The sequence below is a fragment of the Candidatus Saccharibacteria bacterium oral taxon 488 genome (assembly GCA_013100825.1).
Lineage (GTDB): Bacteria > Patescibacteriota > Saccharimonadia > Saccharimonadales > Saccharimonadaceae > Nanosynbacter.
The window spans coordinates 725,937-743,855 of record CP040001.1; the positions used below are offsets into that span (position 1 = coordinate 725,937).

General features: G+C 52.2%; 16 protein-coding genes and 1 tRNA gene. 4 read left to right on the forward strand and 13 right to left on the reverse strand.

The features are described 5' to 3' along the window. Positions 1–26: 26 nt before the first annotated feature. Positions 27–857 (reverse strand): A/G-specific adenine glycosylase, encoded by an 831-nt coding sequence (locus tag FBF26_03950; GenBank protein ID QJU10390.1) that lies wholly within the window; start codon positions 855–857, stop codon positions 27–29. 212 nt (positions 858–1,069) lie between these two features. Here FBF26_03950 and FBF26_03955 point away from each other — a divergent pair, with 212 nt between their 5' ends. Continuing rightward, the gene (locus FBF26_03955; GenBank protein QJU10391.1) at positions 1,070–1,936 is read left to right on the forward strand and encodes an alpha/beta hydrolase; all 867 of its coding nucleotides are present in this window, start codon (positions 1,070–1,072) and stop codon (positions 1,934–1,936) included. 36 nt (positions 1,937–1,972) lie between these two features. Continuing rightward, on the forward strand, positions 1,973–2,512 hold the full coding sequence (locus tag FBF26_03960; GenBank protein QJU10392.1) for a hypothetical protein: 540 nt from the start codon (positions 1,973–1,975) through the stop codon (positions 2,510–2,512). Between the two features lie 129 nt (positions 2,513–2,641). On the opposite strand, the gene FBF26_03965 is transcribed toward FBF26_03960, so the two are convergent. Continuing rightward, positions 2,642–3,472, reverse strand: coding sequence for an SDR family NAD(P)-dependent oxidoreductase (locus FBF26_03965; GenBank protein ID QJU10393.1), 831 nt, complete (start codon positions 3,470–3,472; stop codon positions 2,642–2,644). 65 nt (positions 3,473–3,537) lie between these two features. Here FBF26_03965 and FBF26_03970 point away from each other — a divergent pair, with 65 nt between their 5' ends. After that, a complete protein-coding gene (locus FBF26_03970; protein QJU10394.1) occupies positions 3,538–3,906 on the forward strand; it encodes a MerR family transcriptional regulator in 369 nt (122 codons plus the stop codon). A 29-nt stretch (positions 3,907–3,935) separates the two neighbouring features. Here the strand turns inward: FBF26_03970 and aspS are convergent, their stop codons facing one another. From aspS to FBF26_03985, 3 genes are read right to left on the reverse strand one after another with little or no spacing between them, the layout of a single operon-like run. Then, on the reverse strand, positions 3,936–5,795 hold the full coding sequence (gene aspS / locus FBF26_03975; GenBank protein ID QJU10395.1) for an aspartate--tRNA ligase: 1,860 nt from the start codon (positions 5,793–5,795) through the stop codon (positions 3,936–3,938). Between the two features lie 8 nt (positions 5,796–5,803). Then, positions 5,804–6,805 (reverse strand): Holliday junction branch migration DNA helicase RuvB, encoded by a 1,002-nt coding sequence (gene ruvB, locus FBF26_03980; protein ID QJU10396.1) that lies wholly within the window; start codon positions 6,803–6,805, stop codon positions 5,804–5,806. A 31-nt stretch (positions 6,806–6,836) separates the two neighbouring features. Beyond that, complete coding sequence (locus FBF26_03985; protein ID QJU10397.1) at positions 6,837–7,223, reverse strand: HIT family protein; 387 nt, start codon at positions 7,221–7,223, stop codon at positions 6,837–6,839. Between the two features lie 203 nt (positions 7,224–7,426). Here FBF26_03985 and FBF26_03990 point away from each other — a divergent pair, with 203 nt between their 5' ends. Then, complete coding sequence (locus FBF26_03990; GenBank protein ID QJU10398.1) at positions 7,427–8,764, forward strand: hypothetical protein; 1,338 nt, start codon at positions 7,427–7,429, stop codon at positions 8,762–8,764. 5 nt (positions 8,765–8,769) lie between these two features. Here FBF26_03990 and ruvA read toward each other — a convergent pair whose 3' ends face one another. The 8 genes from ruvA to FBF26_04030 form a co-directional block, all read right to left on the reverse strand. Further along, positions 8,770–9,348: a Holliday junction branch migration protein RuvA gene (gene ruvA, locus FBF26_03995; GenBank protein QJU10399.1), complete on the reverse strand. Its 579-nt coding sequence runs from the start codon at positions 9,346–9,348 to the stop codon at positions 8,770–8,772. Then, positions 9,345–11,771 carry a PBP1A family penicillin-binding protein gene (locus FBF26_04000; protein QJU10400.1) on the reverse strand — a complete coding sequence of 809 codons (2,427 nt, stop codon included), beginning with the start codon at positions 11,769–11,771 and terminating at the stop codon, positions 9,345–9,347. The genes ruvA and FBF26_04000 overlap by 4 nt, the downstream gene beginning before the upstream one ends. Positions 11,772–11,778: 7 nt before the next feature. Further along, on the reverse strand, positions 11,779–12,261 hold the full coding sequence (gene ruvC, locus FBF26_04005; protein QJU10401.1) for a crossover junction endodeoxyribonuclease RuvC: 483 nt from the start codon (positions 12,259–12,261) through the stop codon (positions 11,779–11,781). Between the two features lie 75 nt (positions 12,262–12,336). Next, on the reverse strand, positions 12,337–14,214 hold the full coding sequence (locus tag FBF26_04010) for a hypothetical protein (GenBank protein ID QJU10402.1): 1,878 nt from the start codon (positions 14,212–14,214) through the stop codon (positions 12,337–12,339). Positions 14,215–14,334: 120 nt separating this feature from the next. Then, positions 14,335–15,051: a YebC/PmpR family DNA-binding transcriptional regulator gene (locus FBF26_04015; GenBank protein ID QJU10403.1), complete on the reverse strand. Its 717-nt coding sequence runs from the start codon at positions 15,049–15,051 to the stop codon at positions 14,335–14,337. Between the two features lie 53 nt (positions 15,052–15,104). Then, on the reverse strand, positions 15,105–16,100 hold the full coding sequence (locus tag FBF26_04020; GenBank protein ID QJU10404.1) for a hypothetical protein: 996 nt from the start codon (positions 16,098–16,100) through the stop codon (positions 15,105–15,107). A gap of 160 nt (positions 16,101–16,260) precedes the next feature. After that, positions 16,261–17,715: a ComEC family competence protein gene (locus tag FBF26_04025; protein ID QJU10405.1), complete on the reverse strand. Its 1,455-nt coding sequence runs from the start codon at positions 17,713–17,715 to the stop codon at positions 16,261–16,263. A 98-nt stretch (positions 17,716–17,813) separates the two neighbouring features. Further along, a tRNA-Lys gene (locus FBF26_04030) sits at positions 17,814–17,890 on the reverse strand. Between the last annotated feature and the right edge of the window lie 29 nt (positions 17,891–17,919).

Here is a 17,919-nt window from a genome sequence, read left to right on the forward strand (position 1 = left end):
TATGATAGCATAGGCAGTTTGAAATGTCAATAGCTTAGCGCTCTATTCTGCCACTTTGCAGCAATGAGACCGTCCCGTTGCAGACCATCCAGTGCCGCCGCAAATCGTGGATCGTCCTGTAATTCAGTGGTGATTTCAGCGAGTGGCTGCTCGCCAACATACCGACGCAAAATCTCGCCACGCATCTGACGGAGACTGCCGGTGAATTGTGATTGCTTGGTGTAATGACGACTGGCGGATAATTTACCCTTGCCCTGAGATTTGAGCTCACTACCATAGTCCATCAGTGCCCAGAACCACTGGCGCGGATTTGCCTGGTCCATCGTCCGCTCGACAATAGGCAAGATGTCACGATCCGCTACCGCCGTCTGGTTCGCAAAGAAATGATTGAGATAGACGGTACGAATATTGGTCTCAATGAACGGTGTTGGCACTTGATAAGCATAGTTCATGATGGCGCCAGCGGTATTGATGCCGATGCCTGGTAACTCAACGAGGTCATCTAGCGTGGCCACCGGGGCACCAGCGACAATGGCTTGTGACACCCGGTGAAGATACTGAGCGCGGCGGTTATAGCCCAGCCCCTGCCACGCGCGGAGCACCTCGGTCAGCTCGGCCGCTGCCAGTGACTCAATATCTGGAAATTTCGCAGTAAACTCTCCGAACTTCGTCAAGACGCGAGCGACCTGGGTTTGCTGCAGCATTAGCTCACTCACCAGCACATAGTACAAGGTCGGCTGATCACGCCACGGCATCGGCCGGTACAGTTCGCGGCCTTTTTGGTGGATCAGCGCCTGAAAGCGAGAGTCTTTATCATTCATTCTCCCCAGTATACCTAATTTCGAACTAGTTATCATTGCATAATCGGTCCGAACGACAGCCTGATTGAATTGCTATCCTTACATACACCAAGTGTACAGCTAGTTTGCTGTGACTATACACTTGATGTATAATAAGCCTTGTTTATAATAATTTACCTAGCGAAAGGGCAATTGTGAGAAAAATATTCAAGGTTTTCGGAATTATCACTATCATTCTTATTATCTGCCTTGGGATTCTACTGTTAGTCATGCAATATCTCAATCAAAGTATTACCGGAGATGATGGTGTAGCGACTGGCTACGCTGATAAGCTTAGCCCTAGTGGCAACCTCGAACAACATTACACCAAGACCGGACCCTACAAAGTAGCACACTACATTCAAAATAATACCGATGGTTCTAAGGCCTATCGTCTCTATTACCCTGAGCGCCAGAATGCTAACCAGACTTTTCCACTGATTGTAGTGGTAAATGGCACGGCAACACCAGCTAGCACCTACACACCAATTCTTGAGCACCTCGCCAGCTGGGGCTTCGTTGTAATCGGCAATGAGGATGGCTGGGCTGGTACTGGTGCATCGACCGCAGCTATGCTTGATGCTGCTCTGCAGTACAATACAACCCACGAGAGTCCAGTGCGCGGGCTAATCAACACTAATAAAATTGGGATCGCTGGACATTCGCAAGGTGGCGCAGGAGCGATCAATGCCGCTACTAAGTATAGTAATAGCAATAAGTATTCTTCGCTCTACACCGCTAGCGGTGTGAGTCGCAGCACTGCTAATAACAATCGATGGACATACGACGTCTCACGCCTTAACACAGCGGTGTTCATGATAGCAGGAACCGGTGCCAGCGACAGTATCGCCATCAGTCCACTTGATGATCTGAAACAAAATTTTGACGCATTGCAAGGAAATAAGCCGGGGGTTATCGCACGGCGTAAATCAGTTGGTCATAAAGATGTGCTAGAATACGGTGATGCATATATGACTGCCTGGTTCTTGTGGACGCTGACAGATGACACCAAGGCGAAGATAGTCTTTGCTGGCGCCAATGCAGAACTACGCCATAACAGCGACTGGCAGGATGTCCAGGTACGCAATATTGAATAATTATTCTGTTTATCGCACCATGTATGGTACACTGGTATGGCTATGAAAATATTTTTTAGACGATACATTTCAGAATTTGTGTATGGTGCAGTTGACGGCACAGTCACGACCTTTGCCGTAGTGGCGGCTTCAGCCGGAGCCGGTATTTCCAGCGCGGTTATCCTCATTTTGGGCGTTGCAAACCTCATTGCTGATGGATTTTCAATGGGCTCCAGCGCTTACCTCGCAGCCAGTGCCGAACATGAAGAGTCGGCCCGCGACACCCAAAAGCGAGCCTCTCCCAAAATCATTGGTGCAGTCACCTTTTTAGCCTTCGTCGTAGTCGGTAGCGTACCGGTATTGCCCTACCTAGTCGACGTCATTGCAAGCTCAAAAGTACCAGGCACTACTCTGTTTTACGTCAGCTCCGCACTGACGGCGGTCACCTTCCTAGCAATTGGCTTCACCAAGGGTAAAGTTGGCAAGCAGTCACCATGGCGAGAAGCAATCATCACTCTGCTCCTCGGCGCAGTCGCCGCTGGACTGGCGTACTTTGCCGGCGATATATTGGCGGCATGGCTGGGTGTTCGGTTATAGCCTTCCTGTAGGCCCCTATCTTGCCAGCATTACTATCCTGCCCAATAAGCTAAAACCATCGTCGTTTAGATGCTACGTACATCAATATCGCTACATCAAACCTAGACCCCAGCGAGCAAGTAACTTCACTTACCTCGTCTGTTTTTTAGCTATTTGTTCAAAGACGCCGTCGCCCAAGAGGTACCGTGTGTAGAAGAGAACTCTCGCTAATTTACCAACAAGATACCGACGTCGTGGGTGCTTACTCTCGATAATTGTCGCCACTTTGTGCGCGACCACGCTAGGCGGTGACATAGTCCTGTATGACTGAGATAGGTTGTGCGATATTGCCTTTGCCATACCGCTATAGGCGCCGTTTGACGAATAACGAGTAAGTGGCTCTTCAGCTAATTTGTAGAAATTTGTAGCGATCAAGCCAGGCTCAATTATCACAAGCTTGATGTTGTATTCCTGCAGCTCTAGCCGCAAGCTGTCGGAAAACCCCTCGATAGCGTGCTTTGAAGCATGATACCAGGCACCGAGCGGAAAATACACTCTGCCTCCAACCGATGACATATTAATAATCAAGCCCGAGCCCGCCTCTCTCATACTAGGCAGCACAAGCTGCGTCAGTCTAGCCAGCCCGAATACATTCACCTCAAACTGCCTGCGGGCCTGTTCAATTGGAATATCCTCTACCGCCCCCAGTAATCCATAGCCGGCATTATTAATAAGTACATCTATTCTTCCCTGCTCATCACAAATCTTTTTTACCGCAGACTCAAGTGATTTTTCATCTTTCATATCACCCGGTATTAGCCGAAGGCCTTTAATTTTTTGAAGCGCCTCACTGTTTCGAGCAAGTCCGTACACTATGTAACCTTTCTGCAAAAGCAGCTCAGCGGTCGCTCTTCCGATACCGCTGGACGCTCCAGTAATTAACACTACTTTATGATTTGAATTATACTTTTTTCTACTCATAAATAGTAGTATAATCTATGGAGTATACTCCATAGTCAATAGGCCATAACGAGGGAGGTTTTACCATGCTAATTCATCAACTTTCCGAGAAATCTGGTGTTTCTATCGACACCATTCGTTACTATACAAAAATCGGTATTTTACCGGTAACACAACGTCCCGCTGGAAGCCGCAGTTATTCAGACTACGACGAGAGTGCGCTCGAATACCTCACGGAAATACGCCTCGCTAAGTCGGCGGGATTTACACTGATGGAGATTAAGCAATACATCAAGGAATGGAACGACGGACAGATTACACCGGATACAGCTATCGATATATTGCGCAAAAAGATTGCGATGGTACGAAAGAAAAAGTCTGAACTTGATGCAATAGAAGCGATATTAAAAAGTAAGATAACACAGCTACGCCCCCAGCTACATTGCCGTAATTGAGCACTCTGCTAGCTACTTTTGAGTAGATTCTACAGCCCTAATTCTCGCAATTGTGCTGAATCAACCATTGACGGCGAGTCCATCATCACATCGACACCCGAGCCGTTCTTTGGAAAGGCTAAAGTCTCGCGAACATTAGTTTCGTCAATAAGTTCCATGAGGATGCGGTCGATGCCAAAGGCACAGCCAGCGTGTGGAGGTGCACCGTATTTGAAGGCGCCCAGCATGGCACCGAACTTTTCCTCGACGTAGCTTTCGCTAAAGCCAAGTAGATCGAATACTTTATATAGCACCGCTGGGTTGTGGTTACGCACACCGCCGGAGCAGATTTCGTAGCCGTTCATCACCATGTCGAATTGATCAGCCACGATGGCCAGTTTTTCGGCATCGGTCGTCGCCGACTCCAGTGCCTCTATACCGCCCTTTGGCATACCAAATGGATTGTGTCCAAAATCAAGCTTCTTGCCGTGGTCGTCCCATTCGTAGAACGGAAAATCGATAATCCAGGCAAAGGCCACCACGCTCGGGTCTTTCAGGTTGAAATGAGTAGCAAATTCGTTTCGCAAGCGACCAAGCACGGCGTTGACGACTGGGCGTGTGTCGGCACAGAAGAAAATCGCATCACCAGGCTTCACATTAGTTCTTTTAATGCTGTCTACCTTCTCATTTTTAGATAAATATTTCGCTATCGGAGAAAAGAATATTCTGTCTATATTTTCAGATTGAAGGAACTTTTCTTCGCTAATTTCTGTTTCTTCTACAATCTCTCCGTCAATCGTTCTAACCAACCTGTCCAATATCTTGACGGGAGCCAAACCGCCCCCTTCACTTTTAGCAATGTCAGTGAACTGATCAATTTGCTTACGGCTGAGACTAGCGCCATGTTTCACACAAATTGCCTTGATGCATTCAGCATTTTTGAACACGCCAAATTCGGTGTTAGTAAACACATCGGTCAGCTCAACCAGCTCCATGCCAAAACGTAGGTCTGGTTTGTCCGAGCCGTACGTCTCCATGGCGTCGCGGTAGGAAATGCGCGGAATTGAACTGCCATCACCAACAGGCAGGTCACTCAAATCCAGCAATTCCTTGCCCGCAAACTCAGTCGCTAGCTGGCGCATCAACGGCTCAACTTCCTGGCGGACTTCCTCGCCGTCTTCAACGAAGCTCATCTCCAAATCCAGCTGGTAAAACTCCCCGTACAGTCGATCGGCTCGCGGATCTTCATCACGAAAACACGCCGCCAGCTGATAATACCGCGGCACACCGCCAACCATCAGCAGCTGCTTGAACTGCTGCGGTGCTTGCGGCAGCGCGTAAAACTTATTTTCCTGCAAACGACTCGGGATCAGAAAATCACGCGCGCCCTCGGGACTAGAATTTGCCAAAATTGGCGTCTGAATTTCGATGAAGTCGCGGTCGTCCATATATTGATGCATCCGGCGGTACATTTCAGCGCGTTTTTTCAGCATCTGTTGCATCTTTGGACGACGCAGATCGAGGTAACGATATTTAAAACGCAAGTCCTCACCTGCCTGATTTTCTTCGGCAAACGGCTGGATTGGCAAGGTTTCAGCGTGATTGAGAATTTCCAAATTTTCCACCACAATTTCCACATTACCGCTGGCAATATTTGGATTTTTCAGGCCTTCGCCGCGCTCCGTCACCACGCCGCTGGCACGAATCACAAACTCGTCGCGCAGGCTTTCCGCCAAACGAAAGGCCTCCGCCCTATCAGGATTAATCACCAGCTGCACCAAGCCAGTATGATCGCGCAAATCAATAAAAATCAGCCCGCCATGATCGCGCCGCGAGTGCACCCAGCCAGCCACCGTAATATTTTTTCCAACGTCATCAGGGGTATGTATCGCCAAAACTCTCTTTTTCATATCTGTTATTATAGCATATTGATGTGTTTTTTCGCCTTTGGCGTCACCCGACGGCCGCGCGGCGTGCGCTCGATGAAGCCAATTTGCAGTAAATACGGCTCATAGAAATCCTCTATCGTCGTCGCTTCATCGCCAGTCAGGGCAGCAATGGTCGTTAGTCCCACCGGATTGTCGCCGTAATTTTCCAGAATTGATTGTAGTAAATTACGGTCAGCCGGATCCAAGCCCAGCTCATCCACTTCCAGCATCTCCAAAGCACTCGTTGTGGTTTTCACATCAATTATGCCATCACCGTTCACGTCGGCGTAGTCACGCACGCGCTTGAGTAGGCGGTTAGCGATGCGCGGCGTCAAGCGAGCCCGCGTCGATAGTAAATTCGCTGCTTCATGCCGAATCGACGACTCCAAGATGGCCGCACTCCGCGTTACGATTTTAGCGATGTCCTCTGGCTCATAAAACTCCAATCGATAAATATGCCCAAAGCGGTCGCGCAGCGGCGCTGCCAAGCTACCCGTCCGCGTCGTCGCGCCGATGACCGTAAACCGCGGCAAGTCCAGCCGAATCGACCGGGCAGCCGGGCCTTTGCCGATGACGATGTCCAGTTTGAAATCTTCCATGGCCGAGTATAAAATCTCCTCCACCGCCCGACCGAGCCGATGAATCTCATCGATGAACAAAATATCGCCGTCCGCCAAATTCGTCAAAATCGATGCCAGATCACCCGCCTTTTCAATCGCCGGGCCACTGGTGATACGCAAGTTCGTCCCCATCTCATTAGCGATCACTGTCGCCATGGTGGTCTTGCCCAGCCCTGGTGGGCCGTAGAGCAGCACATGATCCAGTGGCTCACCGCGCTTCTTGGCCGCGTCAATTGCCAAGCGTAAATTGCGCTTCAATCGTTCCTGGCCGACATACTCACTAAAACTCTGCGGACGCAGGCTGACTTCAATCCGCTGCTCCTCGGCGTCATCACTATGCGAACTGGTATCGACTATTCTCTCAATTGCCATACATTCATTATATCATCCACAGCGGAGCGAACTAATCTCCTGCAAGCCGGCTACGCAATGCCTGCATAATTTCACGAAAGATCTCATCACCCACCATATGTACCGCATCCTCTAGGTGCCGTGGCCATTTTGGATCAGGAAATTCCTCGCCAGCAAAGGTGGCACCGCCGAGATAGCGCGGATACAAATGCCAGTGCACATGTGTTGGCTGACCAGCCTTAACCGCATTATTCATCAGGCATTCCCAGTTACAGACATCAGCGCCAAACGCTTCTTTAACTGCCTGCTCAAGTTGACGAATCACCTGATACAGCTCCGCCCAATCCACCTCGTCCAGATCCGACAATGTTTCCTTGTGCTGACGCAGGGTGATAAATGACTTACCCAAATAGCACTGATTCTTGTCAAGCACCGCCACCCAACGTTCGGTTTATAGTATGACATTGTTGTCGGCTGTTGTCTGGCCAACGAGCAACGGACAGATTTCACATTCCTTCTGTGTCGTGCATGTATTCATGATACCTCCTGGTATGGATTATACCACTCGACAAGGAATACCTGTTTACATTCAGTACCATATTATTGCATAATTATAAATTATATTGTAGAATTGGTATCACCATGAGCGAAAAGAGCAGCGTGTCGACTAGTGATAAACCGAAAGAACTGCCATTACGAGTAAGAGTTCCATGTGTAATACTAGGCGGGATAATAGGAGGAGTGACGGGCTTTGTGGGTTATAACCATATAGCTCATCGTAGCCCTAAACCTCAACCTGCAACTGCAACTGCAATAATAACCGAAACCGTTCAGCCGGCTGAGCCACTAGAGGCACAAGGGCCATTTAGCCTACCTGATATTCAACCTGTTATCATCACCGACGCCTTAACAACAGAACAACATGTTGCCGAAGTAAACAAACGCGCAAGAGCAGAACTTGATAGAGCTGAAAACATCCTAGCTACCACCATGGACGTTTCCAAGAGCACCGTTTATGAAGCAGTGACCATGCCAATGGATGAACAGCCAATTGATCCAGAAACAAAAAAGCCCTGCCCCTCTGTCGAAAAGATACGAGAAGTAGCCGATAAAATCCCCTCCCTCGGCGGTACAGCGATTCGCTATTTTATCCTGCCACCTCATTTATGCAACAACAATCGGTTCAGCGCCTACGCCCAATATCACACACGAGACATCGTCACAAGATCAGACAATATGAGTATCATCAACTCTGGCGTTATCATGCACGAAGCCGGACATTTGTTTGGACTGCCACACGTAAGAAGGTTGAGAATTGAGCACCCAGACCTAAAAAATGAGGAATGGCATAATATCAAACCAGAAGATTACGATATCACCAATGATTTGCGAAATGGTTACGGTCAATTCCCCATGCAAGCAAATGGCAGCATCGATCCAGCATCCGGGAAAACAAGTGTCATGGGCTATCATTACGAAATTAACAGCTGGTGTCTTACGCATGAAAGTTGTACTCACGTCTATAATGGGCCCGAAAGAAACAGGCTCGACAGTGAAAAATTCCCGATCCGTGACGTTGACCCAGCAACATTGCGAGAGACTCCCGTTAACCTCGTAGTGTCTCCTGAGGTGCGCAATATTCAAGGTATCCGCGTTCCTGTGCCAGAAGATCATCCAATCCGCCACATTCGTGGCTGCGAGTCAGTCACCCGTATTATCATTGGTGTTGATCACTTATATTATTCGGCCATCAATGGTAGCCCGGGCTTCACAACGTATGTAGTTGCAGTTGATCAGGACAATAACCTCATCGAGATAGACGCACCGAAATTTGAAGAGTTGGCGTACTCGCCAACAGTACCAGATGGATTATTTGGTGAAAAACCGCAATATATCTACAATGATAGTATGCTAGGCATCAGCGTTACCGCACGGCTTGTCAATAAGCAGGCTGTGCTGCGTATGACAGCGTTTAAGTGATAAAATCATTTCTTCAGTGCCTCAGTTACCCGCTGGGCCGTCGGCAGATTGACATCGATATTTTCCAGCGCCTTAGTGGCGTCAGCCAAGGTATAGCCCAGCGCCATCAGTGCCTCTAACGCTTCGTCGGAAGTATTCAATTCAGTCTGGACTGGCGCGGCTGCTCGACCATATTGCGTTGGCAAGCCAACTTTATCACTCAAATCAACCACCACGCGTTCGGCGGTTTTTTTACCGACGCCAGCAGCTTGTTGCACAAACGCATGATCAGCGTTAGCGATGGCGTTACGGACGTGCTCCGCATCGCCCAGGCTGAGGATGGCTAGCGCCGCCTTTGGCCCGACGCCCTGAACAGTAATCAGCATTTCAAACAGCTTTTTTGCAGCCAAACTAGAAAAACCGAATAGCTCTTCCGTCTGCTCACGCACATGATGATAGGTGTAAAACTTAGCGTCTTGACTGAGCGCCACCGCCTCGAAATCACCAGCCGACACGCTCACTTCATAACCGACGCCGTGAACGTCAATCACGATGCTGCCGGCACCAAATTTTTCAGCGATTGTACCTGAGAGATGGGCGATCACGGTCGTCTGTCTCCGCCGCCCGGAGGATTGGTCGGGCCGGGCGAAGTGCCGCCACTGCCACCACCCGAACCGCCACCGCTGCCACCACCACTGCCATTACCGCCGCCCGGGTTCTGGTCGTCATCGCCGGTACTACCACACGACGCAGTCTTTCGCGAATGTTTCGTCGCATCAAATTTGTCTTCGCTGATGGTGATGAGCCGCCTGGTAGCTAGGTCACAGACGGTGATCTGCTTAGTGGTGGGCGTTTGCCGACAATCAGCAGCGTTCTTGGAATATTTAGCGGCGTCAAATTGATCTTCAAAAATTGACTCCATTTGCTTGATCGCGAGGTTACAGACCTCGATCTTTGGCTTGGTCTGATCACATTTCTCGGTCGGAATGGCGCTCGAGAGAAAATATTCTTTGTAAGCACCGGGGCTGGAATCATCAGCCAGGCCACCATTACTACTGCACACACTTCGCTGAACAACACTGCTTGGCACGTCGAAGCCAGTTTTTGCGCCTGCCAGCAGCTTGGTCATCGTCGCCCGCCAAATTGGTGCTGCCACATCCGATCCACCGCTGTTCATGACCTTATTGTTGTTATTACCAACCCACACGCCGACAGCGTATTGCGGCGTGTAGCCAATCGTCCAGGCATCGCGGTTATCATTGGTGGTACCCGTCTTGACCGCGACCGTTTTACCGCCCACCGTCAGGCTGCTACCAAACATCCCCGCCCGCGCGGCGTTATCCGACAGAATGCTGGAGATAAGATAGGCGCCACCTTGGCTAATCGCTTGGCGCGTACTGGCTGTTTTCCACGACGCGTTTTTGTTGAACTTGTCCTTGACTTCAGTGATGAGATTGAGCGATTCGTACTGCGTACCGCCATTGGCAAAGGCCGCGTAGGCGTTTGTCATCTCGCTTAGGCGCACCTCGGCCGAGCCAAGCGCCAGTGACAATCCGTAATTTTTGTTTTCGTCCAGCGTGCTGATACCGAGTTTCTTGACAGCTTGGATGGAGCGATTGATGCCATACTTTTGCATGATCAAAACGCTCGGGATATTCAGCGACCAGCTGAGCGACTTGCGCGTCGTCACCTTGCCGTTCCAGCGGCGAGTAGCGTTGTAGGGCACATAACCATTGAAGTCAGTTAATTTATCATCAAAAACTGTCGCCGGCGTGATGGCGCCATCAGCCATCGCTTGCGCATAATACAGCGGCTTGAAGCTCGAACCAGGCTGGCGCGGCGTGGTCACCATATTGACCTTGCCCCACTCGGCGTTATTGTAATCAGCACTGCCAACCAGTGCCCGCACCTCGCCGGTTTTTGGATCAATAACGATACCGCTGGCGTTGGTACCGCCCAGGCGATTGATCTGCTTCATTTGTTTAGCGATATTCTCTTGAAGGAGCTGTTGGGTGTCGAGATTCAGCGAGGTCTTGACGCGGTAGCCCGAGCGCATGACTTTTTCGTAGCCATATTTGTCGCTGAGCTGTTTGATGACCATCTCGGCAAAATGCGGCGCTGCGGAATTTGTGTGAGCCGCGCCACCACCAGTATATGCTAGCTGTGTAGCTTCCGCCTGCTGCTTCTGTTCCTCGGTGATAAAGCCTTCGGTCTGCATCCGACCGAGCACCGTCCTTTGGCGCTGCTTGGCGTATTCGGCGTTGCCGCTGATCGGTGAATAGCGGCTAGGTGCCGGCAGCACACCAACCAGCATACTGCTCTCGGCCAGTGTCAAATCCTTCGGCGACTTATTGAAATACACCTTGGCCGCCTCCTCGATACCAAAGGCGTTTTCACCAAAGTACACTGAGTTGAGGTACATCATCAAGATCTGCTCTTTGCTGTAATTTTGCTCAATGGCGATGGCCATAAATAGCTCTTGGTATTTGCGCATAAAGCTATGTTCATTGCTGAGCAAGTTATTCTTGACCAGCTGCTGTGTCAGGGTTGAGCCACCGCCGTGCCGCGTGATCGCCGCCCGGAAAATACTGAAGACATTAAAGCCGCTGTGCTTATAAAAATCTTTATCCTCACTGGCGATCAGCGCCTTTTTCATACTCTCGGAGATATCGTTGAGCTGCACCAAGTTCCGCCGCTCGGCATTACCAACACTATAAATCACCTTATCCTTGGCGTCAGTCAGCACGATACCGGTATTATTGCGGTTCATCAGCCGCTCTTGATCGCCGATGTCGTGCGCATAATAAAAATAACTGGCAATCGGCACGATGATCAAAAACAGTAGAATCGGCAGCAGACACACCATAATTTTTTTCGGCCGGCTCAGCCGCCAAAACCACAAAAAGTGTTTGTGTTGACGCGGTAATTTACCGGATTTCGCCTTGACTTGACCGAGATTGGCATACCGACCCATGTGCGGCGGCTGCTTCTTTATCGGAGCTCGTTTTCCCTTGCCTAATTGCACCATATATCAATTATACCACGCCACGGCGCGTCATCGCTGCGTGGGTGATGGCTGCCGCGAGTGCATCGGCGCAGTCATCTGGCTTGGGGGGCTGGCTGAGACCTAAGTTAAGGCGCACCATTTCCTGGATTTGTTTTTTGTCAGCTTTACCATAACCGGTTAGTGTCTGTTTGATCTGTAGCGGCGTGTATTCACTGATCGCGAGACCCGCCTTGTGTCCAGTCAGCATCGCCACGCCACGAGCATGAGCCACAGAGATAGCAGTAGTAACATTGCGGGCAAAAAACAACTTTTCAATCGACATCACCTCAGGTTTGGTCTCAGCGATGATCTCCGTCAGGCCGTCAAAAATCTCCGCCAGCCGCTCGTCTAGCGGCGTGTGGGCGGGCGTCTTGATCACGCCGGCCGTTACCAGCCGGTAGCCGCCCTGCTTCGTGTCAATCACGCCAAAACCCAAAATGCCAGTCCCTGGATCAATGCCAATAATTCTCATGCGTTTATTATAGCACCCGGCCGAGTGACAATAATTAATGCGGGCGGCCACCTCGACGAGCTCCTCGCCGAGTTATCACTTGCCGCGCGTGATGGCGTGTTTCAGCCGCATAGCAGCTCGGCCAATTTCCCAGCGCCACTGCCAGCCAGCATAACCAACCGCCAGCAGACTGACGCCGCCGAGCACCCACCAGCCCCACATCGCGCCCGTCACCTGCTTGACCTGCTCCGGCGCAAAGCCAGTTTTTGGTGCAGTAGCCAGCGCGACCTTGCGGCAGCGCTTTGTCTTTGGATTGCGCTCAAAGCCTTCGGCACACTCCTTCAACACGTCACTATCAGCGGCAATTTTCTTACAGCGCCCGGTGGCGGGATTACGAAACTTACCGTCGGGACATGGCTTCAGAGTTTTGGCGGCTGCGGCTGCAATCGACCGACACCGACCGGTTATCTCGCTCCGATAGTACCCTTCACGACACGGCGTTTGGGTTTTGAGCTTGCTGATGTTGCGGCACCGACCGGTTTCTGGTGAACGATATTGGCCGGGCTTACACGGCGCGAGTTCCGGCTCGCGTACGATATTACGACAGCGGCCCGTCTCCGGCGAACGGTACTGCCCCGGACGGCACGGCGTCGGCACTGGCTCCACCGGCTCCTTGACGCAACGACCCGTGAGCTCGTGACGCACATAGCCCGCCTTGCAATCTGGCCACTGCTTGAATTCGTTGGGCCGAGCCGGCGTCGGTGAAAATGTCACCTTCCATTCCCCGTCAAGCAAACTCCACGACGAGTCTTTAGCCAGACCAGCAAATAACGTCTGGTCGATCTTATTGCCACTAGCATCCAGCGCGTACACCTCGCCGCCACCGGTTTTTGTCAGTTTGAGATTTGTCTCTGCCAGCCGAACGACATGCAGCGCCCCGGCTGCCAGCTCAATATTCTTGAACGTATGTGTCGTGTCCTTGTGCTTACCCCGACCTTTGACGAGAATGGTGCAGCCAGTGAGGTCGAGGTCACTGGTCCCGGCGTTAATGATCTCGATAAACGGTGTGTCAACATTGGTCGCAATCTCATGCAACTTCAAGCCGCTGCAACGATTACTCGGTGGTGTCGGATCAACTGGCGGACGTGGCTCGTCAGGCTCACTGCACGCTGGCAGTTCACGTAGACGCGGCGCCTCGCCGACCGAAAAATCGCTGGCGTTATTATCCGTATCAGTCACCACGCCATTTGTTTGGCAGCGCCAGGCGTGTAGCTTGCCACCCAGCGTAATCGGGCTACCCTCACGCGCTGACGCCGCGCCCCAGCCGACCAGATCCGACACCTGCCCATCACTCCTCACCAATTTGACAGAGCCGCCGGTTTTTGCCAGCACTTTCTGGCTATCAAACCGCAGGTCGGTCTGCTCATCGGTTAGCCGGCTATCACCGATCACCAATACCCCGCCCGCCGGCACTATTAGGTCGGTCGAGATTATTTTGAGCGTCGTCACCTGTCCCTTCTGATTAACATACTGCAGCGTCCAGCCCGTCAGATTGACAGGTTGCGATGACGGATTATAGAGTTCGACGTAGGTGCCGCGCGCTGTATCGAGGCCGACTTTGGTGATCAAGAGTTTGGCCGATGTGCGAGCCGTAGCTGACGGTGCAGGAGGTTCAGAAGGCGTTGGCTTGACTGGTGTGGGTGTTGACGGAGCGGGTGTAGACGTAGACGTAGACGTACTGCCAGAAGCTGTGTCCGGCGTGGCCGCTGCTGGGGCTAATGGCCTGGTCGGAGCTGCCGGGCTGGGCACTGGATTGGCTGGACGCGGCGCAGGCGTGTCCGTTGGCGCAACCGATGTCGAGCCACCAGCAGGAGGTGCAGCCTCTGGCGGGGAGTCGCTCGCAAACGCCACCACCGGCTGAAACACCAGCGCAATTATCGTTGACATAAGTAGTAGGCGGGTCAAAACCTTCATTGTGAACTCCCTGCTCGGCTTATGTTGACTGATTATATTGTAAAAGAAATTCCTCCGAAACGCAAAAAGAGCGCCGTCGGAGGCGCTCGATATACCGTCAATACATGGCCTAAACGCAGGTCACTCCGCAGTGATATCGGCATTGGTATGCACATTCACCACGTCGTCCAGGTCGTCCAGCGCATCAACCACCTTCATCAATTTCTGTGCAGTTTCTGAATCGGCAATCTCAACCGGTGTGTTGGCGATGTAGCGCAGCTCGGCGTCTTTCACCTTCAAACCCTGCTCAACCAGCTGATTTCTAACACTCGCCAGATCCTTCAGTTCGGTATAGACAATAATCTCGCCGTCTTCCTCAACCGCATCCTCAGCGCCAGCATCCAAAATCTGGAGCAGCAATTCCTCGCCCGTACCCGCCACGGTGATCACACCCTTGCGGGTAAACTGAAACGCCACGCTACCAGCGTCAGCAATTCGCCCGCCGTTCTTCACCAACGCCGTTTTCACCTCTGGCAAGGTGCGGTTGCGGTTGTCAGTCGCCGTCTCGATGATGATGCCGACGCCACCCGGGCCGTAGCCTTCATAGGTAATTTCCTCCAGCGCCGCCGCGCTCTTATCCGCCACGCGGTCGATCGCCCGCTGAATGTTAGCACTTGGCATGTTAGCGGCCTTAGCCTTCTCAATCGCCATTGCCAAGCTCGAATTGAGCGCTGGGTCAGTGCCGCCGCGTGCCGCAATGGCAATTTGATTACCCAACTTGGTGAAAATTGCGCCACGCTTCGCGTCAACAATCGCTTTCTGCCGGTGCGTCGTCGCCCATTTACTGTGTCCTGACATGTATGCCTCCAGAAAATTCGTTTCTTTTAGTATAGCAGAAAACGGGCGAGGGGTTAACTATCAGGCTGGTTGGTAGTGCCTTCTGAGAGAACGAAGCCACCACAATTTGATTCTATGCGTACCTCCCTGATATGTACCCCGTCGTAATAGCTTTCTTCATCGACATGTACACTATATCGAGAAGAGATAATGCCCTCACGAGCATACGGCTCCAAGACCCCTCTTATATACCCCTCAATCACGTCCTTGTTCCGCCTCAAAATACCCAGCGGCAATTGTAGAGCAGCACGCCGGCGGCTCCCTGATAAAGCTTCACGATCATTTGTTGCGTATGCTACAGGAGATTTCTCACCTACCTTCACTTCCCAGGGGGCGGCCTCTTCACTCTCAAGGTCTGCACTGGTTCGCAGGACATTTTTTCGCTGCCAAGAGTTCCTTTCGGCAATAGCCACCACAAAATACCATAACTCTACGTCATCAAGTGTTAGCTCGCCTCGCTCCCGCTGCTCATCAAAGTCATGAATAAATTGACGTAATTTCTCATCGCTAGCCTTATCGGCTGCAGCGAGGGGTGCTATCGCCTCATTCATGAGCGCCGAGCTCTCTTTTTGAACCAGGTCTAGCTCCTGGGCATACGCCCGGGCAGCCTCCGTCGATTCCTCAATTTGCTGCAGCCGCGCAGATGTTGCCTTTCTAATTATCCTGCGCCGCTCGTCAAACTCTCTCTGAGCTTGTTCGATTCGTTCTGCTTGGTCAGCCAAAATTTCCTCACGTTGCCGTTGAGTACCCGGCTTGGTGTTGCCTTTCTTGTTGTTGTATTCCCGATATACGTCGTTCATTGCAGTAACTGTTCGGCAAAGATCATCAAACGTCATCGGAGCAGCCACCTCCTGTTCTCTCTGCACCTCATCACCACCCTGTACATCCTCATGGACTTCAGTCCCATCAGGCTGTTGCTCACCATCATTATTTGATGCGGCTGCTAGCCCCTTCCATGAATCCATTGAGCCTTGATTACCGTTACTTCCACCTACTCTTTCTTTGCCCATTTCACTCCTCCGAACTAAGTAATATATAGTTGCCTCACCAGCCGCCCGAGGGCCGAACCCGCGCTCACTCACCCCGAGGGATTAGCTGAATGAACCCATAGTAGTACATCCATCAGGTTTCCTCAAGCATGAGCGGGATAGCCTATCACAATCGTCCACGCTACTCAACCACATTACTTTCGCGTAGCCGCAGCCCGGTCTGTCGCCGCATCCACCACATCGCCCCGATAATAACGAGGTAGGCCATGACCACCCACAGCCAGCTCAAGTTTACTTCCAGCTGCGCCCAGTCCAGCCCGGCCAGCCACCTGGCGACGCCGACCATATACTGGAGCAGCCACGTCGTCGGCGCGGCAACGAGTCCAGCCACCAGCGGCACATCCGCGCACACGCCAACCACAAAGGTCAGCAGCATCGCCAGCGGCACCAATGGCAAGATTAGCACATTCGCGATCAGCGCCACGTTGCTGATCACACCAAATGACGCTACGAGCAGCGGTAATGTCATGATCTGGGCTGACACCGTCTCGCCGATAATCTGCCGGATCACCCCGGGCGACTTCGTGCCAAAAAAGTATCGCTGCAGCAGCGGCGCCAGGATAATCACCCCACTAAACGCCGCAAAGCTCAATTGCCAGCCGAGGTCATTCCAGCCAAACTGCGGATTGATGAGTAGCGTCATCGCCGCAGCGACCGGTAGCAGCACCAGCGGATGAATCGTCCGGCCATAATACCACGCGGCCAGGCTCAGGCCCGCCACCAACCCGGCCCGCGACATGCTCGGACTGAGACCAGTCATCGCCATAAAGCCGATGATCATCACACCAGCGCTCAGTGCTGCCAGATATTTTGACACCCGAACAAACAGTCGCCGCGCCAGCCGCACCAAAATTGTTAAGTTATACCCACTCGCCACGATGACGTGCGTCAAGCCTGCGACCTGCAGCGCCGTCATCAATTCCAGCGGCAATGCCCGCCGTAACCCCATCAAGAACCCGAGACCCAGCGCCGCCTCCGACTCCGGGACGTACCGTCGCACCCGCTCCGCAAACCAATCACGCACGCCCACCGCCACGTCGCCCGGTTGCTCGCGCGTCACTCGTTCAACCGCTGCCCTGGACATCCGCGCCGCAAACGCCCCGAACCCATCGCTCAGCATACCCCGCACGGTGACCACATCGCTGCGTTTTATGGCCTGGCTATGCCTCGTCACCACCCAGACACTACCCGGCAGCCGTCGATCATTGCTTACAATATTGCCCAGGCGCAGCACTGTCTGCCCCTTTTTATCAACATCAGGATCTTCCAGCACCCGCCCGCTCAGCCGCGCCGTTTGACCGATCAGTGTTTGATAGTGCTCCAGGCCAATCTGCCCAAAACTACCTCGCCACAGCCCAATGAGCACTCCGCCGACTAGAGCCACTATGATCAGCCAGCGCCGCGCCCCGATGAACGACGCCGCAGTCAATACCATTCCCGCCACCAACCACATCCAGCCAGCAAACAGCCCGTATGGCGCTCGCATTACGCTGATAACGCCGATGACGATGCCGACACCAGCTGCCGCCAACAGCCACGACACATGCAAACGCTGGGTGAGGCCGAGAGACTTCATATAGTTAGTATACGCGAAGTGCGGCCAGACTTACATCAAATCACCTGAAATGGATACAATAAAAAATCCTAGTTCATGAACTAGGATTGTACTCCACTTGGAGGGCCCACCGGGGCTTGAACCCGGGACACCCTGCTTAAAAGGCAGGTGCTCTAACCAACTGAGCTATGGGCCCGCACATGACGCGCAGCGCAACGAAGCGAG

Bases quoted from the DNA above. Each gene is read 5' to 3' on its own strand.
- FBF26_03970 (QJU10394.1), top strand. From the start codon at position 3,538: ATGCTAATTCATCAACTTTCCGAGAAATCTGGTGTTTCTATCGACACC.
- FBF26_03965 (QJU10393.1), bottom strand. From the start codon at position 3,472: ATGAGTAGAAAAAAGTATAATTCAAATCATAAAGTAGTGTTAATTACT.
- FBF26_03990 (QJU10398.1), top strand. From the start codon at position 7,427: ATGAGCGAAAAGAGCAGCGTGTCGACTAGTGATAAACCGAAAGAACTG.
- FBF26_04015 (QJU10403.1), bottom strand. From the start codon at position 15,051: ATGTCAGGACACAGTAAATGGGCGACGACGCACCGGCAGAAAGCGATT.
- ruvC (QJU10401.1), bottom strand. From the start codon at position 12,261: ATGAGAATTATTGGCATTGATCCAGGGACTGGCATTTTGGGTTTTGGC.
- FBF26_03960 (QJU10392.1), top strand. From the start codon at position 1,973: ATGGCTATGAAAATATTTTTTAGACGATACATTTCAGAATTTGTGTAT.
- FBF26_04025 (QJU10405.1), bottom strand. From the start codon at position 17,715: ATGAAGTCTCTCGGCCTCACCCAGCGTTTGCATGTGTCGTGGCTGTTG.
- FBF26_03955 (QJU10391.1), top strand. From the start codon at position 1,070: ATGCAATATCTCAATCAAAGTATTACCGGAGATGATGGTGTAGCGACT.
- FBF26_04010 (QJU10402.1), bottom strand. From the start codon at position 14,214: ATGAAGGTTTTGACCCGCCTACTACTTATGTCAACGATAATTGCGCTG.
- FBF26_04020 (QJU10404.1), bottom strand. From the start codon at position 16,100: ATGGGCAAAGAAAGAGTAGGTGGAAGTAACGGTAATCAAGGCTCAATG.
- aspS (QJU10395.1), bottom strand. From the start codon at position 5,795: ATGAAAAAGAGAGTTTTGGCGATACATACCCCTGATGACGTTGGAAAA.
- FBF26_04000 (QJU10400.1), bottom strand. From the start codon at position 11,771: ATGGTGCAATTAGGCAAGGGAAAACGAGCTCCGATAAAGAAGCAGCCG.
- FBF26_03950 (QJU10390.1), bottom strand. From the start codon at position 857: ATGATAACTAGTTCGAAATTAGGTATACTGGGGAGAATGAATGATAAA.
- ruvB (QJU10396.1), bottom strand. From the start codon at position 6,805: ATGGCAATTGAGAGAATAGTCGATACCAGTTCGCATAGTGATGACGCC.